Origin of the sequence: Collinsella tanakaei (genome assembly GCF_021531055.1) — a bacterium.
Taxonomy (GTDB): domain Bacteria; phylum Actinomycetota; class Coriobacteriia; order Coriobacteriales; family Coriobacteriaceae; genus Collinsella; species Collinsella tanakaei_B.
On record NZ_JADYTL010000001.1, the window covers coordinates 390,525 to 414,244 of the forward strand.

21 protein-coding genes and 1 riboswitch are annotated in these 23,720 nt (G+C 60.9%); of the genes, 8 read left to right on the plus strand and 13 right to left on the minus strand.

All coding sequences use genetic code 11. The annotated features are described in order from the left end of the window. Positions 1-47: 47 nt before the first annotated feature. The 9 genes from I6E04_RS01700 to I6E04_RS01740 form a co-directional block, all read right to left on the minus strand. Complete coding sequence (locus I6E04_RS01700; protein WP_235421421.1) at positions 48-2,066, minus strand: L,D-transpeptidase family protein; 2,019 nt, start codon at positions 2,064-2,066, stop codon at positions 48-50. 32 nt (positions 2,067-2,098) lie between these two features. Beyond that, complete coding sequence (locus I6E04_RS01705; RefSeq protein WP_235421422.1) at positions 2,099-3,415, minus strand: sugar-transfer associated ATP-grasp domain-containing protein; 1,317 nt, start codon at positions 3,413-3,415, stop codon at positions 2,099-2,101. A gap of 62 nt (positions 3,416-3,477) precedes the next feature. Next, entirely contained in the window at positions 3,478-5,022 is a 1,545-nt protein-coding gene (locus tag I6E04_RS01710; protein WP_235421423.1) for a GH25 family lysozyme, read from the minus strand. A 60-nt stretch (positions 5,023-5,082) separates the two neighbouring features. Beyond that, positions 5,083-5,871: an ABC transporter ATP-binding protein gene (locus I6E04_RS01715; protein WP_235421424.1), complete on the minus strand. Its 789-nt coding sequence runs from the start codon at positions 5,869-5,871 to the stop codon at positions 5,083-5,085. Beyond that, entirely contained in the window at positions 5,861-6,667 is an 807-nt protein-coding gene (locus tag I6E04_RS01720) for an ABC transporter permease (protein WP_235421425.1), read from the minus strand. Before I6E04_RS01720 ends, I6E04_RS01715 begins: the two co-directional genes overlap by 11 nt. 6 nt (positions 6,668-6,673) lie before the next feature. After that, positions 6,674-7,261: a hypothetical protein gene (locus I6E04_RS01725; RefSeq protein WP_235421426.1), complete on the minus strand. Its 588-nt coding sequence runs from the start codon at positions 7,259-7,261 to the stop codon at positions 6,674-6,676. A 21-nt stretch (positions 7,262-7,282) separates the two neighbouring features. Next, the gene (locus I6E04_RS01730; protein ID WP_235421427.1) at positions 7,283-8,335 is read right to left on the minus strand and encodes a sugar-transfer associated ATP-grasp domain-containing protein; all 1,053 of its coding nucleotides are present in this window, start codon (positions 8,333-8,335) and stop codon (positions 7,283-7,285) included. Next, a complete protein-coding gene (locus I6E04_RS01735) occupies positions 8,332-9,462 on the minus strand; it encodes a CDP-glycerol glycerophosphotransferase family protein (protein WP_235421428.1) in 1,131 nt (376 codons plus the stop codon). Before I6E04_RS01735 ends, I6E04_RS01730 begins: the two co-directional genes overlap by 4 nt. Next, entirely contained in the window at positions 9,459-12,008 is a 2,550-nt protein-coding gene (locus I6E04_RS01740) for a sugar-transfer associated ATP-grasp domain-containing protein (RefSeq protein ID WP_235421429.1), read from the minus strand. Before I6E04_RS01740 ends, I6E04_RS01735 begins: the two co-directional genes overlap by 4 nt. Before the next feature lie 225 nt (positions 12,009-12,233). Between I6E04_RS01740 and I6E04_RS01745 the strand changes: the two genes are divergently transcribed. The 7 genes from I6E04_RS01745 (at position 12,234) to I6E04_RS01775 (ending at position 17,814) form a co-directional block, all read left to right on the plus strand. Continuing rightward, positions 12,234-12,401, plus strand: coding sequence for a helix-turn-helix domain-containing protein (locus I6E04_RS01745; RefSeq protein ID WP_268830287.1), 168 nt, complete (start codon positions 12,234-12,236; stop codon positions 12,399-12,401). Between the two features lie 105 nt (positions 12,402-12,506). Next, positions 12,507-12,716, plus strand: a complete 210-nt coding sequence (locus I6E04_RS01750) for a helix-turn-helix domain-containing protein (RefSeq protein ID WP_235421431.1) — start codon at positions 12,507-12,509, stop codon at positions 12,714-12,716. Positions 12,717-12,918: 202 nt separating this feature from the next. Beyond that, positions 12,919-13,749 carry an ABC transporter permease gene (locus I6E04_RS01755; protein WP_235421432.1) on the plus strand — a complete coding sequence of 277 codons (831 nt, stop codon included), beginning with the start codon at positions 12,919-12,921 and terminating at the stop codon, positions 13,747-13,749. A gap of 28 nt (positions 13,750-13,777) precedes the next feature. Further along, entirely contained in the window at positions 13,778-14,545 is a 768-nt protein-coding gene (locus I6E04_RS01760) for an ABC transporter ATP-binding protein (RefSeq protein WP_419179982.1), read from the plus strand. Positions 14,546-14,760: 215 nt separating this feature from the next. Beyond that, positions 14,761-16,674, plus strand: a complete 1,914-nt coding sequence (locus I6E04_RS01765) for a fructose-1,6-bisphosphatase (protein ID WP_235421433.1) — start codon at positions 14,761-14,763, stop codon at positions 16,672-16,674. A 135-nt stretch (positions 16,675-16,809) separates the two neighbouring features. Beyond that, entirely contained in the window at positions 16,810-17,220 is a 411-nt protein-coding gene (locus I6E04_RS01770) for a GtrA family protein (RefSeq protein ID WP_235421434.1), read from the plus strand. Between the two features lie 186 nt (positions 17,221-17,406). Then, the gene (locus tag I6E04_RS01775) at positions 17,407-17,814 is read left to right on the plus strand and encodes a GtrA family protein (protein WP_235421435.1); all 408 of its coding nucleotides are present in this window, start codon (positions 17,407-17,409) and stop codon (positions 17,812-17,814) included. 198 nt (positions 17,815-18,012) lie between these two features. Here the strand turns inward: I6E04_RS01775 and I6E04_RS01780 are convergent, their stop codons facing one another. The 4 genes from I6E04_RS01780 to I6E04_RS01795 all read right to left on the minus strand — a co-directional run bounded on the left by I6E04_RS01780 (position 18,013) and on the right by I6E04_RS01795 (position 22,112). After that, positions 18,013-19,416 (minus strand): serine/threonine protein kinase, encoded by a 1,404-nt coding sequence (locus I6E04_RS01780; RefSeq protein WP_235421436.1) that lies wholly within the window; start codon positions 19,414-19,416, stop codon positions 18,013-18,015. A gap of 66 nt (positions 19,417-19,482) precedes the next feature. Continuing rightward, positions 19,483-19,902, minus strand: coding sequence for an XRE family transcriptional regulator (locus I6E04_RS01785; protein ID WP_235421437.1), 420 nt, complete (start codon positions 19,900-19,902; stop codon positions 19,483-19,485). Positions 19,903-20,019: 117 nt separating this feature from the next. Next, positions 20,020-20,661 carry an FxLYD domain-containing protein gene (locus tag I6E04_RS01790; protein WP_235421438.1) on the minus strand — a complete coding sequence of 214 codons (642 nt, stop codon included), beginning with the start codon at positions 20,659-20,661 and terminating at the stop codon, positions 20,020-20,022. Positions 20,662-20,912: 251 nt separating this feature from the next. Beyond that, entirely contained in the window at positions 20,913-22,112 is a 1,200-nt protein-coding gene (locus tag I6E04_RS01795; protein ID WP_235421439.1) for an amidohydrolase, read from the minus strand. Positions 22,113-22,233: 121 nt separating this feature from the next. Further along, positions 22,234-22,404: riboswitch (Lysine riboswitch) on the plus strand. A 5-nt stretch (positions 22,405-22,409) separates the two neighbouring features. Here I6E04_RS01795 and I6E04_RS01800 point away from each other — a divergent pair. Next, positions 22,410-23,711 carry a diaminopimelate decarboxylase gene (locus I6E04_RS01800; RefSeq protein ID WP_235421440.1) on the plus strand — a complete coding sequence of 434 codons (1,302 nt, stop codon included), beginning with the start codon at positions 22,410-22,412 and terminating at the stop codon, positions 23,709-23,711. Positions 23,712-23,720: the final 9 nt, after the last annotated feature.

A 23,720-nucleotide genomic window follows, 5' to 3' on the forward strand; every position in this document is an offset into this window, starting at 1 on the left:
TGCCCGCAAACGCGGACACGGCCTTTGAGGAACGAATAATCAACAACTTAGAACTTCGACTTGTAAATCTGAACCGTAGTACCGGGCTTGATATTGTCGTAAATCCACTTTGCATTGTTGATGTTCAAGCGGATGCAACCGTGGGAAATATCGAGACCCAAACGATTATCCATATGGGAGGTGTTGCTGTACGGATAATACAGCGTAGAGTGGAACAGAACACCCTTGTGGATACGGGTCCACCACCAAGCCGTGTAGCCAGAGGACTCGCCGAAGTGCTCGCCGTGGTCGCTCGTAGCATAGGTGCCGAAGATCTCCATGCCCGGCATGCCCGTAGAGCAGCGCCAGTAATTGTTGGTCAGGTTCCAGCTGCCGTCATCATCCCTGGCAAAGACGCCAACGTAATGAGATCCCGTATCGACGAGGATAACGTAGTTCGTATCGCTGGTAAGCTTCTGAGCCTTCACGACCATATTGACGCGGGCGTCAAGCTCACCCAGTCCGTTGCTGCCGAAATCAACGCGAACGCCATCGACAATATGCGAACCGGTATACAGAATGCCATTGGAACCGGAATAAGAGACCTTATCGTTCTTCCAAGTCAGCCAACCGGTGTGATAGGTGCCATCGGAGTTGAAGAAATAAAAGTTTCCGTCAACTTTCCATTTGCCGGAAAGGGTCTTGCGGGTGGTAGTACGGAAGTAATAACGTTTCCCACCGATGGACCACCAGCCCTTTGCCGCAGCACGATCCGTGCTCGTCGCAAAATAAGAACGGCTGTTGTCGTCCCAGATATACCAGCCCTTGATTGCCAGACGGCCGTCGTTGAAGAAATAGACCTTGCCGTCGATAGTCCAACGACCCTTAGCTGCTGCGAAACTCGTGTTGTCAGCAAAATAGGACTTCGTTCCGTTATCCCAATTCTTCCAGCCGGAAATGGCAAGACGATCGCCATCGAAGAAATACAGCCTGTCGTCGATCCACCACTTGCCGAGCGCCGCAGCACCCTTGTTGTTCTTAGCATAGTACGTGCGATGATCCGCCGACCAACCGATCTGCGCACTACCATCGCCAAGGAAGTTGTACAGCTTGTTCGAAATCCACTGGCTGCCCTGCAGAGTCAGACCGGTATTCACATCAAAGTAGTAATACTTACCGTCGAGAATCCACCAGTTCTTGGCAGCAGCGCCATTCCTGTCAGCGGAGAAATAATACCGAGTTCCATCAGCGAGAGGATCGGACCAACCGGTAACCTTGTTGTAGGTCTCCTCATCGATGAAATACAGAGAGCCGTTGGACTCGACAAGTCCGGTCTGGGCATAGCCGTCGGCACCGAGATAATATTGGACCCCATTGATCTCGACGACGGTATTTTGAAGGGGGGTACCGTCGTTCTTGACGAACTTGACGCCGTTCTCGTCCTTGACCAGCTTACCGTCGGAGTTGGAGCCGATCTCCTCTTCGACAACCTCATTGACCGTGGACTCATTAACAGTCTCGGCGGTAGTCGAATCGTCCTGAACGTTCGTGTCACCGGAAAGAGCGTTATCTCCTGCAGGCTCACTCGGAACAGTCGTCAGGGAATCATCGTCCGCCGGAATCGTCGGAACGGATTCCGACCCTTCCTCCACCGGCAGACCATCCTCTACCGGGGTGCCGTCGGAAACTCCACCGTCTCCCTCAAGCTCATTGCCGTCGGCCAGCGAACCGCCTTGAGACGGGGTCCCAGGACCTTTGTCCCCCGCAAGATTGTCAGAGGTCTCATCATTTTGCGGCGTCGACGGAACGGAGTTGATCTCGGAATCCTCGTTGCCACCGCCAGATTCGACAGTGCTCTCGACCACAACACTGGAGCCAGTGGACTCCTGCGGCTGCGATTCCGTCCCATTGATGACATTGTTGTCAGAGTCGGAAAGCTCCTGAATCTCAACAGGTGTGTCCTGCTGTCCCGACAACCCGGCGTTTACCGCCGAAGGGGTCGCCAATGCCACCCCCGGTGCAAAGCAAGTCGCAGCAATCAACGCAGCTGTACAGCTCAGCACCCCCCGCTTATACAAACGAACCATCTCTCATCCCTCCAAGGATTTATAAAATGCACCTACTGTGCATTTTTCAACGAATCCCATTTCTTCTGCAGGCCACCATGGGCGAGTTGCGCCATGCGGGTGCACGGCTTGGAATTGATCTCGAGGATAACCGGACCGTTTTCGGTCAACGCGATATCCCAACCGATAATGACCATGCCGCGGAAATACTCATGGAGCTCGACGACCATCTTCATGATCTGGTCCCAATACGGAATCTCATAACCCTCGTAGACGGTTCCGGTAACAGGATGGGCGGTCTCTCCCTCTCCACGATAGAAGTAGTGTCCGTACTTCATAAGTTTACCGGTATTCTCGTCGATACCGACAAACGTACCGCCCTGCGTCGCGTTGTCCACCGACGAGTCCGCGCGCGATGCCATGCGCAGCAGCGCATAGAACACGTGCGCCTTTTTGTGATAACGAAGCGTGACGATGCGAACGGTATTAACGCTGTTGGGACAAAGATTCGAAATGGCCGGATGCTGATGAACGAAATCCTGCAAAATATACGAACCATGATTCATGTCATTGATGAAGTCCTCAATGGAGTCATGCCCATTGTTAAGAAGAACCTCATCCCCCGGACCACGGTCGACACGATAAAAGCCTTTTCCGAACGCTCCGTTGAGCTGCTTGCACGCATACGTACCCTCAGGCAACTTACAAAGAGCGTCCTCGATCGACATCCCGGACTCATACGGCAAAATGACATCTCCGTCACGGAAAACGTAGATCATCTTGGGGGTAAGACCCGGACAAATCGCCTGCATGTAGGAATAGAACCACATCTTGTTGATAGCCATCATCCGATAACGCTCGGGAATGACATTTCCATGATGGGGCGCACTGTTATACCGCACGTACTCATAGCGCTCGATGTAATCATCCTGATTACGGAAGTTGGCGACATCGAGTCCGAACTCGTTATAAAGCTTGTTGTAAAACCCATGCTTCTTGCGCCAGAGCATGTTGTCGAGCATACGCTCGTTGCGAGGCTTACGAGGCCTATCTGGGAAATAGGAATCCGCGTCGACGATTCCAAGGAGAATCTTGCTATCCCGCAATGCCTTGCGATACCACGAAGGGGAAAGATTCTCTTTGAGATAAGCGGCTTCTTCAGAGGAAATGCCTTCGGGGATAACGAGCTGCTTAGGCTGAGACTTCGGATCGTAAAGGCGCTTTTTCACATAATCGCGAGATCCGATGCCCTTTTCGCGCTTGGCGCGACGAATCTCACCCAGAGCATGGAAGTAACTCCAGCCCGTTTCCTTTGCGACGTACGACGCCCTATCGTGAATTCTCCTTGCTTTAGTCAAGACTGAAGACATCAGCACTTGCTCCTTTCGACATGGCGAACAATGAGTCCAATCGAACCGCAATCTCATTCATCCTATAGCTCACGAGAGCTTATGAGAACCCCCGTATCCGAGAACGTGTATTCAATCGTACCAATAATATGAACACCCGTATATGCGCGGAAGGTCTCTGTATCGAAATAATAACGTGAGCCCGACAGCTTCCACCAGCCCTTGGACGCGGCGCCCTTGTAGTCGGAGGAGAAGTAGGACCTGGTGCCGTCGGCCCACTCGTGCCAGCCGACCGTGGCGGCGCCGTCGTCGCCGAACAGGTAGAGCCTGCCGGCGATCTCCTGCTCGCCGGTGAGCGTGCGGAAGGTCTCGGGGTCGAAGTAGTAGTACTTGCCCGACAGCTTCCACCAGCCCTTGGACGCGGCGCCCTTGTAGTCGGAGGAGAAGTAGGACCTGGTGCCGTCGGCCCACTCGTGCCAGCCGACCGCGGCCGCCCCGTCGTCGCCGAACAGGTAGAGCCTGCCGTCGATCTCCTGCTCGCCGGTGAGCGCATATCCGTCAGAGCCGAAATAATAGAAACGTCCCTTATGCTCGAGCATCTCATCGGCAGCAAACTCACCAGAGGGATATTGGTATCGAATGCCGGCATCAGTAACGACAAGCTTCCCGTCCCCGTAGCTCAGATTCATATCCACCGGGCCGGAGATGCCGGCAACCTTGCCGTTGCTCATGCACTGCCACATGGAGTAATCGCCCTTGTAGTCGCACTCGGTATAGTACTGGGCGACCCACCGATCCCACTGGTCGTACGCGGGGTCGGTCAGGTAGGTGTTCCACCAGTTAAGGCTGGCGTAGATACCGGGCTCATACCCTGCGTCCTCGATGGCCTCGCAAAAGATCTTGGCCATCTTGAGCAGCGTGGCGTTCGAGGGGCGCGACGGCTCGTCCTCCAAGTCGTAATATACCGGGAACGCCAGGTCGTCGGGCGTGAGGCCGGCCTCCTTGAGCAGACGCAGGACGTGCTTGGCCTCGCTTTTGGCATGGGTCGTGTTCTCGCCGTACGAATACAGGTACACGCCGAACGGGATGCCGTACTTTTGGCATCCGCGCACGTTGTCGATGAACTTCGAGTCGTCCTGATCGGGGTCATCCAAACCATACCCGCAGCGCAGGATCGCATAGTCCACACCTGCGTTTTTAACCTTGCTCCAGTTGATGTCGTCCTGCCATTCAGAGACATCGATACCGATCGCCGTGGCGCGCGAGTCCACGATGCCGTTGCTAAAACGGTAGGCGCCGTCCTTGTAGGACCAGGTGATCAGGCTGTCCGCGCGCGACGACAAAAGCGAGATGCCGTCCTCGTCTCCCCCGTTCGTGACGGGCGCACCGTCTTTGAACCTGAAGCTGTTGGCGTACTTGCCGGTCGCGGCATCGTACTCGGCACCGGGAACAGGGGCGCTGTTGTCATCTGTTCCGTCGGACTCGTCCTCCGCAACGTCGACTTCCGCCTCCTGGGCCTCGGTCCCCTGGGGCTCCTCTTCCGCCCACACGGGAGCGGCGGTCGCACACGGTACCGCACACGCGACGGCGAGCATCGCCACCGCGATCGTCCTGTTCAAACGCTTCATAAGCTTACGCTCCAATCCCCGACCGAAAGGCGCCGACCATGCGCATACGCGCACTCGACCCTACTCGACGCCCTCGTCGTCGCCAGCATAGAATTTCATGGCTTCCTCGATCGTGCCGCTAAAGACGGCGTGACCGTGCTCCAGCACGATGCCCTTTTCGCAGAACACCTCGGCCATCTTGAGGGAGTGGGTCACAAACAGCACGGTCACATGCCCCTCCTCCATGATGGAACGCACGCGGCGGCGGCACTTGAGCGAGAACTTGCGGTCGCCCACGGCCAGCGCCTCGTCCACCACGAGGATGTCGGGCTTCATGGACGAGGTCACGGCAAAGCCCAGGCGGGCGCGCATGCCGCTCGAGTAAGTGCGCATCGGCTGATCGATGTACTTGCCCAGCTCGGAGAACTCGATAACCTCGGGCTCCATGGCGTCGATCTCGTCGTTTTCCAAGCCCCAGATCTGTCCGCGCAGCCGGATGTTCTCGCGGCCGGTCAGGCGCATGTCAAAGCCGGCGGAAAGCTCCAGCAAGGCCGACACGCGACCATGGACCTCGATCGAGCCCTTGGTGGGAAAGCACACGCCGGTGATCATCTTGAGCGCCGTGGACTTGCCGGCGCCGTTGTCGCCCAGAAGCGCGACCGACTCGCCGCGGTTCACGGTGAACGTCAGATCGTCGCTCGCGTTGATGGTGTCGCACTTGACCTTGCCGGTGATGGCGTGGGCCAGACGGTGCCGATCGCTGCGGAACAGCTTGTAGGTCTTGGTCACATGCTCGAAGCGCACCGCGATGGGGTTGTCCACATCGCGGTCGCGGATCACCGAGGTGACGGGGGCCGCCTTAGAGAACATCGGGTACCTCCTCGCGCAGACGGCGGTAATTGCGCACGGCCAGCAGGATGACCGCCACGAACACCACGGCGAACACGACGGTCTCGCCATGGTTGCACCAGATCCAGTCGTCGTAGACGAAGCAGTCGCGGAACGCCTGGACGAACCACGCCACGGGGTTGATCCACATGACGCGCTGGATCTCGATGGGCAGCGTGTCCAGGTGGAAGATGATGCCCGAGATCCAGAACAGCGGCGTGGACAGCGTGCGCAGCAGGTTGGCGAAGTCCTTGGACATGGCCGAGAGCGGCGAGCACGCGATGGAAAACGCCGTCCAGAACACGAACATGATGAGCAGCAGCAACGGCCACTGCAGCACCTTGATCGTCAGCGGGATCTGGAACACCACGCACGCGCCGGTGATGATCAGGAGTTCTGCGGTCAGGATGATCATCAATGACAGCACGTAGAACGTCGAGATCACCGAGAGCGGAAAGCGGATGCGGTTGACCAGGTACGAATAGCGCCGGTACACGTCGCCGCCCGTGCTGATCATGGACTGCATCAAAAACCACGGCAGCACGCCCGAGGCGAGCCACAAAAGATAAGGCTTGCCGTCGACCGGCTTACCCGAACGCATGCCGAGTGACAGCGTGAACCAGAACACGAAGATGTACATCGCCGGGCGCGCGAACAGCCAAAACCAGCCGAGTGCGGCGCCGCGATACGTCTTGACCAGGTCGGTGAGCGCCAGATGCCAGGTCTGACGGCGCATCTCCCAGTTCTCACGAAGGATCTGAACAAACGTTGACAGCATACGTTCCTACTTCCTGTTGCGGATAAAGGAGAGGTATTCGTCGGGTGTGTTGAAGTCGGTGGTCGCGTCCTCGATGAACACGAAATCGTCGGCGATCGCCTTGCCCGCGAGCTCCATCCCCAGATACCGGTGGTAGAGCTGCCAGCCCTTGCAATCGTCGATCTTGCCGGCCACGATATTGCGTCGCAGCTCGTCCAGCAGCTGGCGCACATACCCGGGATTGAGCATCTTGACCGCGAAGATACGGCCGGCGTTACCGAAGAACAGCATGTCGTGCGAGGTCGACGTGCGGCAGATCGTGCGGATGGACTCCTCGGTGTAATAAGCGTCGCCGTACAGGTAGCAGCACGGACGGTCGAGCAGCTCGGGCACGAAGCGGTCGATCTCGAGGTCGCGCACGGGAGGCGTGTACAGCTGCGCGCCCTCGACGGCGTAGCGCTCGTCATGCGCCGAGATGATCACCTCGGCATGCGGGTCTTGCGCATGCACGAGGCGCACCGTGCGCGCCAGCAGCGACTCGCCCTCGGTAATCTCGACCAGGTGCTTGGGCTTGCCGAGGTAATTGCCCCATCGGCGCGCCTCACCGTTAGCCATAATCACATATCGCACGTGAACCTACCGTATAACATCATGCGCGCGGTAGAAGTCTCCCAACTCCCCCTGGCGCTGTCCACCCCATATCTGGATGATGTTAACACCCGAGGACGCGTTGGCCTCAATTACCGTAAAACCCTCATCGGTGATCAGGATGTCCCATGCCACGAACTCCAAGAACGGGAAATGCGTGGCGAGTTCCACCACCCCGTCGCGGACCGCGGCCCAGTTGGGGATCCGCGCGCCCTCGATGGCGGCACCGGTATCGGGGTGCACCGACAGGTGGACGTCGGCCTGGATGCTGCGGGCCTCGGACAGCTCGCCGGTCGCGAGGTCGATCTTGGCCACAAGGCCGCCCTTGCTGCCGTTGTCCACCGGGATCGTGGACTCGGTGCCGATGCGCAGCACCGCGAAGAACATGCGGTAGGTCCCGGTCGCGCGGTCGCGCATGGTGATGGCGCGCACCGTGTTGCTCGCATGCGGGAAGATGCCGTTCAAAAACGTCCCCTGCTGCGCGAAGGCGCAGATGTGCCAGTCGTCGCCCGACAGCTGCTCGAGCATGTCCTGCTGCGAGACGGGCTCGTAATCGACCGTATAGCTCGTGCCGTCATGGCCGAGCAGGTGCACACCTTTGCCCTTGCCCGACGAGATGGGCTTGATGAACACACGGCCGCGCCGGCGGATCTCGGCGAGCACGTCGTCGTGGGTCGCCCAACGCTGCGGCGCGGCGGGGCACGCGATGTGGCCCTTCTGGGTAAAGAACAGCACCTCGGGCACGGTGGTGTGGGGCGTGAGCATCTGCGCGCACATGACCTTGTTGTTGAGCATCACGTCGTAGGGCTCGTTGATAACGCGGGAGCGGTACCAATCGAACTCGGACAGGTATTGATCGCGCGTGCCCTCGTCCAACTTGTAGAGGACCACCTGATCGCACATGTAGCCACCGCACACGGCCCACTTGATGCGCTCGAACAGGCTGATCTTGAAGTGGTTCGGCGCAAAGAGGATGCGAAACACCCACAGGTAGGCGAACTTGAGGTGTTTGATGACAAAGCGGTAGATCTTCCTGATCATGCGATATCAAGCCTCTCACGAATCATGGAAACGATGCGCTCGGTGGAATGGCCGAGATCCTCGGGCGGCAGCACGTACTTGGCGCGATACGCCTCGAACTCGGCTTCGGGATAGGGCTCGTCGAGCGAGCGGGCGAGCTGCTCGGCGTCGGTATACACGCACGACGGCATGGATGTGCGCGGATCGACGTTCAGGCCGTTTTTTGCGATGTAGCTTTCGATGTCAAAGCAGTAGTACAGCGTCTTGACGGGCACCGAGGCGGCCTCGACCGCCACGGCGGAATAGTCGGTGACCACATAGTCGCTCACAAGGAGCAGCTCGAGCGTGGAAAAATCGGGCGCGAGGTACACCATGCGGTCGTTTAAGGCGATGGGCTTTTGGTTGGGGTGCCGACGGAAGATCACGGCGTTGCGCGCATCGTCGGACAGCGCCCGCACGAGCGCGGCGGCGCCCTCGTTCAGGCCCGCACGGAACGTGGGCACGTACAGGACGATGCGACGGCCGCGCAACTCGGGATAGGCGGCAAAGAACCGCTCGCGGACCCGCTCGCCCTCGGTCTGCAAAAAGTCGAAGCGAGGCAGGCCCACGTTGGCGATCGTGTCCTCCGAGATGCCGAACGACGCGCAGTAGAACGGGTTCCACGCCTTGGCGCCGGCGATCACGATGTCGTAGCCCTTGTGCATCCTGAGTTCGCGCGCAACGAACGCCGAATGGCCCATATCGCGGTCGAGCGTCTGATACCCGGACTGCTTGATCTTGCCCGCGGCATGCCAGATCTGGATCACGAGGAGGCCGTCGCGATGATGCAGGATCGAGGTCGCGGGCCAGTAGCTGTTGAGTACGCAGACGCGCGAGGTGGCCAAATAGTACATGCTGCGCACGAACGCCCACGAATAGCGGAAGCGCGAGGCGAGGTCCTTGTCCGAGCGGCAGCAGATGACCACGCACTCGGGCGCATGCGGCAGCTTTTCCAGCTCATCGATGATGAGCTGGAAATCGAACTGCATCGAGTTGCCCTGACGGCTCAAGAACAGCACGCGGTCGCCATGCTCGCGTGTCACGGCCTTCATGACCGCGTACACCGCGTTGAGCACCGCGCGCATGAGCCTCAGCGCGAGGACTTTCATGCGTCTCGCCTCGGGAGCTTGAACAGGCTGTGATTGTGCTCGATGTCGCAGAAGCGCTTCTTGTCGGCGATCTTCATGAGCAGGTAGTCGATGGTCTCGGGCGTCAGGCGTGAGATGCGCGGGTAATCCGGGTAGCGATTGACCTCGAGCAGCTTGAAGCCCTGCTCGGTGATGGCCACATCGAAACCCATGTACTCGAGCTGCGGGACGGACGCCGCGATCTTGAGCACGCGCTCACGGATGTAGTCCCAATGCGGCAAGGTGCCCTCGATGAGCACGCCGGTGTCGGGATGGTTGCTCTCGAACACGATGCGGTTGTCCACGAGCGTACGGGCGTTGCCGTAGTGCCCGGTCGTGACGTCCACCTCCGCCACGAGGCCGCCGGCGACCACGTTGTCGACCGCGCCGGTGCGCGTGGAGCCGATGCGGAAGTAGGCGTTGCCGATCTGCGGATGCACGCCGTCCTTCTTGAACACCGTGACGCGCACGCTGTTGACCGCACCCGGGTAGATCTCCTTGAGCTGCGGGTGCAGCTCAAGGTACTCGGTCACGAGGTACTGGTTGTTGGGATCGCGCAGGATGGAGACGACGTGGTCCTCGGTCGTGGGCTCGCCGTTGAGCTTGTAGGCACCGTCTTCGTAGCTCAACTTGTAGAAGCCCTCGCCGTGCGAGCCCTCGTCGGGCTTGAGGGCGAGCACGCCGAGCTCGCGCGTGAGCCGCAAGATGTCCTCGATCGTGTTGCCGTAGCCCTCGGGGCAGTCCATCATGGGCACGATGCGGTTCTCGCCGGCGCGGCAACTGGTGAAGTAATAGTACGCGGGCAGATTTTCGCCGAACTCGGACAGCACGTACTTGATGGTGATCTTGTCTTCCATCCACGCACGGTACTTGGGGTTGATGTGGCGCAGCCAGCGGTACTCGAAGTCGGTCACGAACGACTGCCAGTTGTCCTCCCCCAACTCGGGATATAGATCGAGGCGATACGAGAGGAAGCCGTGGCGATAGCCCCACAGCTTGCGCGACAGCTTGATGCCGTTGCTCGAGAACAAGTCCTCGATGACGTCATGGGGGTAGCGCAGGCCCTGGTAGTACACCATGCCCGCCGGGAACAGAAGCTTGGTGAACGAGCGGCGCCACCGGAGGAACGCCGCATGGCTCACGCGCTGGCGCGCCTCGGAGCGGCCGAGCTCGCGCTTGTCGGCGGCCTTCTGCTTGAGGAAGGCCTGGACATCTGCAGGCAGTGGGAACGCGCGGTTGAACGACGGGAACGAGTTCAGGCGCACGACCGCGAAGCCGTCCTCGAAGCTGCGGATCGACATCTCCAAAAACTCCACCTGCGGCATGCGCTTCATGTACGCGACCACGTAGGCCATGATCTCGTCCCAATGCGCGACCGTGCCGCGGATCTTGAGGTCCGTGCCGTCGAAGGTCTCGACATCGCGGTAGTTGCCGTAGGGCAGCATGGCACGGGCACCGTCGAAGGCGCCGTCCTCAAGCGAGATCGGGGCCGCATAGTAGCGGATGGGGTCTTGCTGCTCCTGCTCCTCGGACTCGGCGTCCTGGAGCTCCTCGGCATCGAGCATCTGCTCGCCCACGCGCTCGACCTGATCCTCATCCATATCGGAGGCCTCGCGGGCAAGGATGCGCATGTAGGCGTCGGCGACGAACGGATCGTTGCCGAGGGAGTTGCACAGCGTGAGGCGGATACTGCCGAACAGGTTCTTGTCGCATCCCTCCTGCAGGGCGGCAAGTGAGGCGTCCTTGGGCGCGACCTCGTAGACCACGAGCGGCACGCTGGCGGCGCGAAGGGAGATGCGCTCGAGCAGCTCGTCGGCCGTGATCGTATCCTCCCCGCGCACGAAGCGCTTGCCGTCAGGCTCGATGCGCAGCGAGTAGCGCGACGACCAGGCGGAGCCGGTCACGCTCAGGTTGCACTCGGGACGCGCGCCCAGATCGCGGCAGAAGGCCAGAAAGCCGTCGCGGTCCACGGCGCCGTCGTGTGCGTAGGCGCGCGCCTCGTCGGACAGCGGGATAAACAGCAGCTCACCGTTGCGCGAGATGATGTTGAAGTGCATGGTCTCGAAACGCTCGGCGAGCGGACCTGCGACCAAACGCGACGTCACGCGGTCGTCGACCCACTTACCGTAGCGACCGCTCATGGGAAACAGCAGATCGTACTCGCGCTCGGACAGACACGTCGAGGCGTCGAGCGCATCGACGTCGAAGCGACGAACCTGGTTGACGGAAAAACCGCGCTTGTGGGCGCTGCGAACGTCGGATGACGGAACGGTGCGATGGCGCCAGTCGGAGCGCGTACGACGGATCCAGGTGCGCGCACCCCTGAGCGAAAAGCCCTCGGAGCACATGGACAGCAGACGGACGCGGTTGACCTGGCGCTTGACGAAGCGGACAGGCGAAGGGCCGGACTTCTTGTCTTCGTCCTCGAGCCCGAGCTCCTCTACGGAAGCATCGTCGGCGGCAGCGATATCGGCGCGATTGACGTCGTCTTCACGCTCGTCAATCGAGGAATTGTTCCCGGTTTCCAAGCCGAGTCCCCCCTCGGTAACACAATGGACACAGAGCAAACAGGCCCATGGTATCACACGGCATGAACAGCCCTCGAGCCAGCGCAGATAGACAAATAATTGCCATGCCGTCACATGTTCCGCAGGCGCGCATGTAAAGCGCGGTCGACACCCGTTCGCGCAGATGCGGTCAAACTCGAATCCATGGAGATGCTATTGCGCGAAAAGCTCGCATATAACATGCGTATGGCGCGCGAACGGTCGGGGATCTCTCAAAGGCGCTTCGGTATGATGGTCGGACTCAGCCGAAGCCACGTCATGGATATCGAATCCGCTCGCGTCAACATCACACTCGACACGCTCGAGCGGGTGGCGCACGGCCTAGGCGTGGAACCGTGGGAGCTGCTTATCTAGGCATTTCCCTGCGGATTTATCGTCGCTCATGGAAATGATGCGGACTTATCCCGAACGTAAAGCGCGATTTACACGCTCGTTTTCGCGGTTCGCGACACTCGTCGTATGAAGACGACGATCCAGCAGACACTCGCCAAAAACGTGCGCCGAGCACGCGTTGAGCACGGCCTCTCGAAGGTCGATTTCTGCCTGATCGCCAACATCAGCCGCCCATCGCTCGATGCGATCGAAGACGGCGAGGGTAACATCAAGCTCGACACGCTCTGCCGACTTGCCGACGCCCTCCAAAAGCAGCCCTGGGAACTCCTCAAGTAGCCCGCGTGAGATCGGGTCGGACCGACTCTCTTCCGGGCAGGAGCGTGCGCCGAACGAGCAGGTTTCACGCGTCCGCCTCGGTTATTCACTGATGGCGGCTATTCCGTAATTACTTCACGTACGTGCAGATACCATGCCGTAGACAACGCTGTGCTAGGATGCGGCCGCAAGAACACCAGTACTTGCACGAGGGAGTTGGCACATGGCGATCACCTCGATCACGCGCACGGCGACCCATGCCAAAAGCGACATGGAAAAAGACCTGTTCATCCTGCAGCAGCTCGTCACCCGCGACTTCAAACGCAAATACCGTCGCAGCGTCCTCGGCATCGTATGGAGCGTCCTCAATCCCCTGCTCATGATGGCCGTCATGGCGCTGGTGTTCTCGACGATCTTCGCTCAGGGGCGCAACGGCTCCGTCCCGCCCGAGCTCTACCCGCTCTACCTCATCGTGGGCTCCGTCACGTTCTCGGTCATGAGCGACTCCACCTCGCAGGCCCTGATGTCCATCATCGACAACGCCTCGCTGCTCAAGAAGGTCAAGGTCCACCGCTACGTGTTCCCCGTGCAAAAGACCTTGTTCTCGCTCGTGAACTTCGGCTTCTCGCTCGTCGCGGTCGCCCTCGTCATGCTGTGGTTCCACATCCTGCCCACATGGCATCTCATCTGGCTTCCGGTCGGGCTCGCACTGCTCATGCTGTTCTGCATGGGCCTGGGCCTGCTGCTCGCCGCGCTCACGGTGTTCTTCCGCGACATCATGCATCTGTGGAGCGTCGTGATCACGGCGTGGACCTACTTCACGCCCATCTTCTGGACCGACGACTACATCAAGGCCATGCCGAACGTCCTGCAGGCCCTCATGTACGGCAACCCCATGTACAACTACCTGACCTTCATGCGTCAGATCTTCTTATGGCAGGCGAACCCCGAGCCGGTCACCGTCGCGCTGTGCGCCGGATGGGCGGCGCTCATGCTCATCGTCGGAGCCGCCGTGTTCCACCGGCTCGAGCACAAGTTCATCCTCTACATCTGATCCCCTAAGACAGCGAACGGAAGCTCTGATGCCAGACATGACGACAACCAGCGACAATCCCCCCTACGCCATCGACGTCGACCACGTGACCATGGTGTTCAACATGGCGTCGGAATCCCTGACCAACCTCAAGGAGTACGCCATCAAACTCGTCCGACGCGAGCTGTTCTTCAAGGAGTTCCGTGCCCTCAAGGACATCTCGTTCCGCATCCGTCGCGGCGAGATCGTGGGACTGGTGGGCACGAACGGCTCGGGTAAGTCGACCATGCTCAAGATCATCGCCGGCGTGCTGGAACCCAGCCGCGGCAGCTGCACGGTGCGCGGCAACATCGCACCGCTGATCGAGCTCGGCGCGGGCTTCGACCCCGAGCTCACCGCGCGCGAGAACATCTACCTCAACGGCGCGCTGCTGGGCTACACGCGGCAGTTCATCGACGACAACCTGCAGGACATCATCGACTTCGCCGAACTGCACGACTTCATGGACATGCCGCTCAAGAACTTCTCCTCGGGCATGGTGGCGCGCATCGCCTTCGCCATCGCCACCGTCACCGAGCCCGATATCCTCATCGTGGACGAGACGCTGTCGGTGGGCGACGTGTTCTTCCAGGAAAAATGCGAGCGACGCATCCGCCAGCTCATCGATTCTGGCGACGTCACGGTGCTGTTCGTGTCGCACGACATCGAGCAGGTGGAGCGCATCTGCCAGCGCGCCATCTGGATCGAGAAGGGCGACCTGCGCATGGACGGGCCGGTCGCCGAGGTCTGCGAGGCATACCGCGCCCAGTCCCGCTAAGGGACCGCGCGTGAAATCGGGTCGGGCGGTTGCGCGTGACAAGACGTCCGACTTCATTGCACCCGCACTCGTCCACAGCGCGGCCGATTGGGCCGTTTGCCGAAGAGGAACCGAAAAGTTCACGCGACGCGGGCGCCATTCCGCCATACTGGAACCGATCATCGGTTCATATATGCCGCCGCAGGGGACGGGACGGCGCGGCAAGGAGGCAGAGCATGTTGGCTCCGGAACGTTCAGAACAAACGCTTAAGTACCTTGAACTTCTCTCCGAAAAATTCCCGAACCAGCAGTCGGTCTTCACGGAGATCATCAACCTGCAGGCCATCCTCAACCTGCCCAAGGGCACCGAGCACTTCATGAGCGACCTGCACGGCGAATACGAGGCGTTCCTGCATATCCTCAACAACTGCTCCGGCGTCATCCGCGAGCACGTGGACGAGGACTTCGGCGATACCCTCACCGATCGGGAAAAAGCCGACCTGTGCACCCTCATCTACTACCCGCGCGAGAAGATCGCGCTCGTGCGTCGCGCCCGCCAGGACTCCCCTAGCTGGTACAAGCGCATGCTCGACCAGCTCATCACCGTCGCTCGCCGCCTTTCGAGCCGCTACACCCGTTCCAAGGTGCGCAAGGCGATTCCGCACGACTTCGCCTACATCATCGACGAGCTGCTCCACACGCACCCGGACGAGAACAACTACCGCGTCCGCTACCATGAGCGCATCATCGATTCGATCCTCGAGACCGATTCGACCGAGGACTTCATCTACTCGCTCGCCGAACTCATCAAGGTGCTCGCCGTGGACCACATCCATCTCGTCGGCGACATCTTCGACCGCGGCGGCGGAGCGGCCAAGATCCTCGACCGCCTGCTTCGCTGCGTCCATCAGCGCACCGACATCCAATGGGGCAACCACGACCTGTTGTGGATGGGTGCCGCTGCCGGGCAACCCGCCTGCATCGTCACCGTGCTGCGCAACAACCTGCGCTACAACAACTACGAGATCCTCGAGAACGACTACGGTATCTCGCTGCGCGAGCTCGTGTCGTTCGCCGAGCGCACCTACAAGGCGGGCGATAGCATCACGCCGCTCGTCAAGGCCATCAACGTGATGCTCTTCAAGCTCGAGGGGCAGATCATCGCGCGTCATCCCGAGTTCGACATGGAGGACCGCCTGCTGCTCGACAAGATCGACCTCGACGCCGGCACGGTCACGATCGACGGAACCTCGTACCCGCTCATCACCACCGACTTCCCCACGCTCGACCTTGATCACCCCTACGAGCTCAGCGAGGGCGAGCGGCGCATCATGGACAAGCTCGTCTACGAGTTCACCCACACCGATCACCTGCGCAGCCATATCGACTACCTCTACCGACACGGCTCAATGTACCTCGTGCGCAACGGCAACCTGCTGTTCCACGGCTGCATCCCCATGAACGCCGACGGCACCTTCGCCAGCATGAACTGCGAGGGAACCTGGCGCGCGGGTCGCGACTACATGGACTTCTGCGACGCCATCGCCCGCCGCGCCTGGCGCGACCACGATCAGGAAGCGCTCGACTGGATGTGGTACCTGTGGGTGGGCTACAAATCCCCCGCCTCGGGTCGCATCGTCAAGACGTTCGAGCGTTCCTATATCGCCGACGAGGCGACGTGGGAGGAGCCCATGGACCCCTATTTCGAGGTCACCAAGGAGATCCCCGCGTGCGACGCTATCCTGCGCGAGTTCGGCCTCGCTCCGGGCACCGGGCACATCGTCAACGGGCACACGCCCGTCAAGACCATCAAGGGCGAGTCCCCCATCCGCGCCGACGGTCGCCTGCTCGTGATCGACGGCGGGTTCTGCCAGGCCTACCATCCCAAGACCGGCATCGCCGGCTACACGCTCATCGCGAGCTCGCGCGGCATGCGCCTGAAAGCCCACGAGGCGTTCAAGAGCGTCGACGAGGCACTGACCCGCAACGCCGACATCCAGAGCGAGACGACGCGCTTCGACGTGCCCAAGCGCCGCCTCATGGTGTCCGACACCGACACCGGCGAGGATATCCGCAACCAGATCAACGATTTGCGTCAGCTTCTTGAAGCTTACCGGAGCGGGATCATTCCCGAGCATGAGAGCGCGTAGGGCGGGTACCCCATAGGACACGCGTCCGCTTCCCACGAGGGGCAGGTGCGATACGCCATGTGCGTGTCCCCTGCCCCGATTCGTGCGCGCAGGCGGCGTCGTCATATCGTGCCGTCGGAAGGGGCCTAAAACACCATGAGGGAACTGATCGCCCAGGTTGCGCGATTCGGTGCGGTGGGCGTCGCCGCATTCGTCGTCGATTACGGGCTCATGGTCGCGCTCACCGAGCTCGCGGGGATGGATCCGGTCGTCTCCGCCACGATATCGTTTACGGCCTCCGTCGTGTTCAACTACGTGGCGAGCATGCGCTACGTGTTCCGCCATCGGCAGGGCATGAGCCGACGCCGCGAGTTCGCGATCTTCGTCGCGCTGTCCGTCGCCGGTTTAGGCATCAACGACGTGCTCATGTGGGGCGGTACCACGCTGGCGGGAATCGACTACCGCATCGTCAAGATCGGCGCCACCGCCGTCGTCATGGTCTGGAACTTCGTGACGCGCAAAGTGATGCTGGACGGCGGAAGCTCTGCCGGCAACCGTGCGGTGTGACCGGAGCGGCACCGTCTGCGCATGGGCAGTCCGCCCGTGGCCGTCTGCCCGCAGGTCCAAATGTGTGCAAGGTCTGCTGAGTTCACTATGTTTTCGACCACGCCCTTACCTTTTGGGGGCGTTTGCCCTAGAGTATCCACACGCACTACCGGTACGTACCAGTTCGCCATCAGCAAAGGAGTTGCCGTGCGCAACGCGCTGAACAAACCCACCGCCAAGCAGTTCACCAAGTTCGCCTTGGTGGGCTTCACCTCCCTTGCGGTGGATTACCTGCTGCTGATCGCGCTCGTCGAGCTGCTGCACGTCGACTATCTGGTCGGCACCACGCTGGCGTTCATCGCCTCGGTCGTCGTGAATTACTTTTTGAGCATGCGCTTCGTCTTCGAGCGCCGCGACGACCTGTCGCGCAAGCGCGAGTTCACCATCTTCGCGCTGCTCTCCGCGATCGGCCTGGGGCTCAACGACCTCTTCATGTTCGTGGGCGTCGCGTTTCTGAGCGTCGGCTATCAGGCCATGAAGCTCATCTCGACCTTCATGGTCACCTGGTACAACTACTTCAGTCGTCGCCGCTTTTTGGATGGCGGCCACGCCTGATAGCGCACGGCTGCAGTTCCCCTCAAGCCTTCAAGTTAAACTTTAAAGGTGTCCGGTTCATCCGTTTTACAACCTTCAAGTTGCACTTGCAAGTTCGCTCTTTTCGCAGGTATTCAATGCTATCCGTTGCATAGGCAACCTTCAAGTACTCCTTTAAGGTATGTAAGGTTTACGTTAAGGTTGAACTTGAGCGCAGGTCTAGATGCCCGCGATTATCCCCGCCACGACCGTCGACGCAAAGCACCAGACCACAATCCCCACGCACACGGCGACCTCGATACGGCGAGGAACCGAAGCCAGCGGTTTGATCCATTTACGCAGCCGTCGCTTGTCCAGCATGAGGTACGTGATCGCTCCGTACCCTATGAAGAACAGCTGCACATGCTCGAGCACCAAAAACCATAACGGATAATCCGCCATATCGGGTGGGGGCGCCATGATGTTTTCGGTGCTGACGATGATGCACATCACATACATCAGCACCATGAACAGGTTCCAGAAGTCACCGGCGATCAACGGAATACGTAGGCGCGAGAACGCCTGACGGAAAGCCTCGTCAAGATCCCGAGGATCTTCGGCATTCGTTGACGCTGGATCGGTGTTGGCGCGTTCCGCGGAAGGCACCCTGTCCGAAGTGCCATCGGTCCTCGAACGCCCCCGCTCCCCCGTCGCCTTGGATGAGTCCGTCGAATGCCTGGAAGCGGCACCGAGACCAGGGCTTCGGACCTCGACATCGCAGAGCGCATCCATCAGCTCGCGAGCGCTTCGGTAGCGATCCGCCGGGTCGAACGCCGTCGCACGAGCCGCGATTGCGGCAAGGGAAGGGTCGAGCCCCGCCTCCATCAGCGAGCCGTTATCGGTCGCTGTGCGCATCTCGTCGCCGGTGGCGCAAAAGATCAACAGCTTGCCCAAAGCGTACACGTCGCTGCGCACGTCGGTCTGACCGAACCCGTACTGCTCGGGCGACGCATACGGTCGCGTCCCGAAGTACGCGGTGTCCGTCTGCGCGGACTTGCTCCACGTCCGCGCGATGCCGAAATCGATGACCACCGGATACCCGTTGCTCACGATGATATTGCTCGGCTTTAGGTCACGGTGGATGAGCGGCGTGGTGAAGCCCTCGTGGAACTCGGCCACGGCATCGCATAGCAGGATGCCCATATCTCGCGCCAATGTGGATGAGGGCCCACGCTCGCACACGAATTCATCGAGTGTGGAGCCGTCGACGTACTCCGTCACGACGGTCAAAATCTCGCCCGTCCGCGCGCACTCGACGATTCGGGGCACGGACATGATGCGACGCCCCTGCCGCTGCGCCGCCCACAGCGTCTCGTACGCCGACCCGACACCCGCCGAGCAATCGATCCGCTTGCGCACGAACGGGCCGAGCGCACCACCACCCGCGCCGACGAAGCTCACAAGCTCCGTCGTCTCGAACGGCGAGCACTTGAGGGTGCGCTCGACACGCCAGCTATCCGCACGATCCACGGCCGCCAGAAACGCATCGAGCTCGTCGTCTTCGAAAGACGACGAGTCTCGATGACCTGACGTTCCGGTCGTCGCCGTGGTGTCGGCGGTATGTTTCGAGCTATCGGTATCCATGTCGGCTATCTTACCAGCTCGCGCGGACACGGAGGGCGCGCCATACGCGTCCGCGGCGTACATCGGCTAACAGATCGTCTCCTCGCCCAGCCGATAGAGCTCCTCGTTCACCTTCTGCAGCGAGCACCCATGGTCGATGCAGAAGATGATGATGGCGTCACGACGGTTTTTGCAGGTGAGCGTGCTCGACCCTGCCGCCGAAAGCGCCCGATTGGTCTCGCGAAGCGTCAGCGCCATGGCAAAGGCGATCTGCAGGACCTTGTTGCGAGACGGGTTGCGCGCGCCGGTGAAGATCTGGTATCCGAACGTCTCGTTGAGATCGGCCATGCGCACGACGCGCGCCCGCTCGAGATGCTTCTTCTCGAGCATCTGCTGCAGATAATCGGACAGCGAACAGGACGGGAACTCGTGCTTGTCGATAAACGAGTCGATGCTCGGCGCCTCAAGCAGCTCCTTGAGCACTTCCTCGGTCAGGCGTTCGGTCATTTGTTCATACCCATCTCTTTACATCGAGCGACGATTCGGTATTGCGCCCGGTTCCTCCGCCGAAATACATCACCGGATCGTCCATTCCGTTATAACGCCTCAATACAAACGGCGTCTCTAGAATCCCGTGACGTCTGCAAGCTCCCAAGAATCCACTTCGCTTGGGCTCACCGTCGAATACGCTTCGTACTTCCACGTTCCGCCTGCCTTCAGATTGTTGGTGTTGGCAAGGGCGGTTCCGATCTGTGCGCCTTCAGCGTCATAGATAACATATTCGACCTGGATATAGTTCTTCTCCTCATCCGTGTTGTTGGTCAGCGTGCCCGTGATAACGGCAGCATATTCGTTTGACGCATCGAGTCCCTCATCGGAAATGGAGTAGCCCGCCTCCTGCTTGGCCGAATCGGCGGGATCATCGCCATCTTGGGCAACCTGTTCATCGGATTGCACGTCGACAGTGGCAGGCGAAGCGGCGTCATCAAGCACCGCGCTGTAAACGCTCTGGCTTCCCAGGACGAGCGCGACGGCAGCGATGTTGACGATGAGTGCGGCGATAGCCAATCCCTTACCGGAGCGTTTTCCGCGCATGCAGCCCACAAGACCGACCACCGCGAAGATGAGGCCGAGCGCCGCCAGGAGGAACGAGAGGTTGTTGATAATCGGAAGCAGCGAGGTCAACAGGGCGATAATTCCCAAGACGAGCGATGCGACCGCCATCGCGGAGCGAACCGGCTTGCCCGATGCGTTCTGAGTTTCCATGGAACTGTCCTTTCCCTCTATACAGACACGGACGACGCGCCCGCGCCGCCCGCCATCGAATATAGGGAAAGGGCCAGGGGATTACATTAGCTCGCAGCTAATGCCGGAAAGCTTGCAAACGGTCCCAGTGGCGCTTTCATCTGCACACGGTTAATCTCGACTCTATTCCTACAAGATTGAGCCCGGCACCATCTTGTCAAAATCCGGCACAATCTTGTCGCGACAAGATTGAACCTGGCACCTTCTTGTCGCTACGGGAGCATCAGCAGCTTTCGGTACACATCGACCCCGCGCAGCAGCACGCGCTCGTCGAACATGAAGTCGCTCGTATGCAGCGCCGAGCCGGCACAGCCCAGCTCGCCGCACACCGCCGCATCGCCATCCTCGGGCGCGCCGACGCCCAGCAGAAAGAACACGCCGGGCAGGTGACGCTGGTAAGACGCGAAGTCCTCGGCGATCAGCAGAGGCTCGTCGATGCGCGTGAGCTCGGGTAAGGCCGCCGCGGCTTCGGCAAACAGCCCGGGATCGTTGGTCACCGGAGGATACCCTTCCGCGAACTCGATCGTGGCGGTGCACCCCGTCGAGGCGCATGCCTCGTCGAGCGTGGCACGCAGCTCGCGCTTTGCCCGCTCGAACATCTCGTCGGAGAACACGCGCAGGCTGCCGGCAAGATGCGCCTCGGCCGCCACCGCGTTGCACACGGTGCCCGCCTCGACCAGGCCGAACTGCGCGATGCACGGCTCATCCTGCATCAGGCGGCGCATGAGCCAACGCTCCGACACCAAAAAGCGGGCGGCCGCCAGCGCGGCATCGCGGCTATCGGTATCGGACAACCCATAGGTCTTGGCGATATGCAGCGCAGCCCCCTGGATATGGATATGCGTCTCGCTCGAGCGTGCGAGCAGCGCCCCCGGACGCGACGCCACCATGCCCCATGGCAGGTCTGGCCACACGTGGAACCCGAAGATCCGCTCGACCGAGAACCGCTCGAACACGCCGCTTTCGCACACGCGCTTGGCGCCGCCCGTGGTCTCCTCCGCAGGTTGGAACACGAACAGCACGTTGCGTGCAAGCTTCGGCGATCCCGCGCGCACGGTTCGATCGACCCATCGCGCCGCCGCGAGCGCCATGGCCATGTGCGCGTCATGTCCGCAGGCATGCATGCGGTCCGTGTGCTCGGAGGCAAACGGAACGCCGGTCGCCTCCTGCAGGGGCAGCGCGTCCATGTCGGCGCGGATCGCCACGGCGCGCGACGCTCCGACATCGAAAAACGCGCATACGCAGGAGGGAGCGGGATGGAGCAGCTCACACGACATCGAGCGCAGGGCATCCTCCACGCAGGCGATCGTCTCGGGCAGATCGTCGTCGAGCTCCGGGATGCTATGGAGCTCCCGGCGAAAGCGGACGAGCTCGGCGAGTTCGGCCTCGGTATCGATAGCGGTCGCGTTCATGGCGCCTCCGAATCGTCGTGTGCGGGGTACCTCAGTATACGCCCGCCCCGCCGTACGTTTCCAACCCGTGTCATCGCAGGGCTTACTCTTGTTGGGCAAAGTGATCCATGGTAGGGTTGCTCCATTCGATAGAGGCGCGGGTGCGATGGCGCGCGGGCGAGCCGGCAGGCGACGACCCCATGCAAAGGCAATCCCGCCGAACTCGACGGCCGGGCGCGGCTCCGCCGAGTGGGCCTGCGGGGAATACCCGCAGGACTGTCTGCATCGATCGTGCAGGAGCGCTATCAAGGAGGCATGATGCCAAAGATCCCTTTTGTGACAAAAGACCAGCTCGTCGCTATTGCCGACCAGTTCCCCACCCCGTTTCACCTCTACGATGAGGCGGGCATACGCCAGCGCGCGCAGGAGGTGCGCGAGGCGTTCGCCTGGAACCCCGGCTTTACCGAGTACTTCGCCGTCAAGGCCAACCCCAATCCACGGCTCATCTCGATCCTCGCGGAGTACGGGTGCGGCTGCGACTGCTCGAGCGCCACGGAGCTCATGCTGAGCGACGCCATGGGCATCCGCGGCACGCAGATCATGTTCTCGTCGAACGATACCCCCGCCGAGGATTTCCGCATGGCCGCCGAGCTCGGCGCGATCGTCAACTTCGACGACATCACGCACATCGACTTTTTCGAGCGTGCGGTCGGCTCCATTCCCAAGACGGCATGCTGCCGGTTCAATCCGGGTGGGCTGTTCCGGCTTGCCAACGGCATCATGGACAACCCCGGGGACTCCAAGTACGGCATGACCGCCGAGCAGCTCGAACAGGCGTTCCGCATGCTCTCCGCGCGCGGCACCGAGACGTTCGGCATCCACGCCTTCCTGGCGAGCAACACGCACGGCGACGATTACTATCCCGCCCTCGCGCGCATCCTGTTCGAGCTCGCCGTCCGCCTCGCGCAGACCATGGGCGTGCATATCGGCTTCATCAACCTGTCGGGCGGCGTGGGCATCCCCTACCGCCCCGACGAGGCGGCCTGTGACATCCGCGCGATCGGCGAGGGAGTCCGTCGCGCCTACGAGGATATCCTCGTGCCAGCCGGCATGGGCGACGTCGCGATCTTCACCGAGATGGGTCGCTTCATGATGGGACCGTTCGGCTGTCTGGTCACCCGCGCCATCCACGAGAAGCGCATCTACAAGGACTACATCGGGGTCGATGCCAACGCCTGCGACCTCATCCGTCCGGCGATGTACGGCGCCTACCATCACATCACGGTGATGGGCCAAGCGGACGGCCCGGACAAGAGCGCGGCCGAGGCCACCTGCGTCTACGACGTGGCGGGCAACCTGTGCGAGAACAACGACAAGTTCGCGCACGATCGCGCCCTGCCGAAGATCGAGATGGGCGACCTGCTCGTGATCCACGACACCGGTGCGCACGGCCATGCGATGGGCTACAACTACAACGGGCGCCTGCGCCACGCCGAGGTGCTCTTGCGCGAGGACGGCACCTGCGAGCTCATCCGCCGCGCCGAGACGCCGGCCGACTACTTTTCCACACTCGATGTGACCGATACCGGACGCGCCCTGCTCGCGCGTCTGCGGCAGTAAGGAGATACG

Coding starts and splice junctions, on each gene's coding strand:
- I6E04_RS01700 (WP_235421421.1), bottom strand. CDS start 2,066: ATGGTTCGTTTGTATAAGCGGGGGGTGCTGAGCTGTACAGCTGCGTTG.
- I6E04_RS01705 (WP_235421422.1), bottom strand. CDS start 3,415: ATGTCTTCAGTCTTGACTAAAGCAAGGAGAATTCACGATAGGGCGTCG.
- I6E04_RS01710 (WP_235421423.1), bottom strand. CDS start 5,022: ATGAAGCGTTTGAACAGGACGATCGCGGTGGCGATGCTCGCCGTCGCG.
- I6E04_RS01715 (WP_235421424.1), bottom strand. CDS start 5,871: ATGTTCTCTAAGGCGGCCCCCGTCACCTCGGTGATCCGCGACCGCGAT.
- I6E04_RS01720 (WP_235421425.1), bottom strand. CDS start 6,667: ATGCTGTCAACGTTTGTTCAGATCCTTCGTGAGAACTGGGAGATGCGC.
- I6E04_RS01725 (WP_235421426.1), bottom strand. CDS start 7,261: ATGGCTAACGGTGAGGCGCGCCGATGGGGCAATTACCTCGGCAAGCCC.
- I6E04_RS01730 (WP_235421427.1), bottom strand. CDS start 8,335: ATGATCAGGAAGATCTACCGCTTTGTCATCAAACACCTCAAGTTCGCC.
- I6E04_RS01735 (WP_235421428.1), bottom strand. CDS start 9,462: ATGAAAGTCCTCGCGCTGAGGCTCATGCGCGCGGTGCTCAACGCGGTG.
- I6E04_RS01745 (WP_268830287.1), top strand. CDS start 12,234: ATGGCGCGCGAACGGTCGGGGATCTCTCAAAGGCGCTTCGGTATGATG.
- I6E04_RS01750 (WP_235421431.1), top strand. CDS start 12,507: ATGAAGACGACGATCCAGCAGACACTCGCCAAAAACGTGCGCCGAGCA.
- I6E04_RS01755 (WP_235421432.1), top strand. CDS start 12,919: ATGGCGATCACCTCGATCACGCGCACGGCGACCCATGCCAAAAGCGAC.
- I6E04_RS01760 (WP_419179982.1), top strand. CDS start 13,778: ATGCCAGACATGACGACAACCAGCGACAATCCCCCCTACGCCATCGAC.
- I6E04_RS01765 (WP_235421433.1), top strand. CDS start 14,761: ATGTTGGCTCCGGAACGTTCAGAACAAACGCTTAAGTACCTTGAACTT.
- I6E04_RS01770 (WP_235421434.1), top strand. CDS start 16,810: ATGAGGGAACTGATCGCCCAGGTTGCGCGATTCGGTGCGGTGGGCGTC.
- I6E04_RS01780 (WP_235421436.1), bottom strand. CDS start 19,416: ATGGATACCGATAGCTCGAAACATACCGCCGACACCACGGCGACGACC.
- I6E04_RS01785 (WP_235421437.1), bottom strand. CDS start 19,902: ATGACCGAACGCCTGACCGAGGAAGTGCTCAAGGAGCTGCTTGAGGCG.
- I6E04_RS01790 (WP_235421438.1), bottom strand. CDS start 20,661: ATGGAAACTCAGAACGCATCGGGCAAGCCGGTTCGCTCCGCGATGGCG.
- I6E04_RS01795 (WP_235421439.1), bottom strand. CDS start 22,112: ATGAACGCGACCGCTATCGATACCGAGGCCGAACTCGCCGAGCTCGTC.
- I6E04_RS01800 (WP_235421440.1), top strand. CDS start 22,410: ATGCCAAAGATCCCTTTTGTGACAAAAGACCAGCTCGTCGCTATTGCC.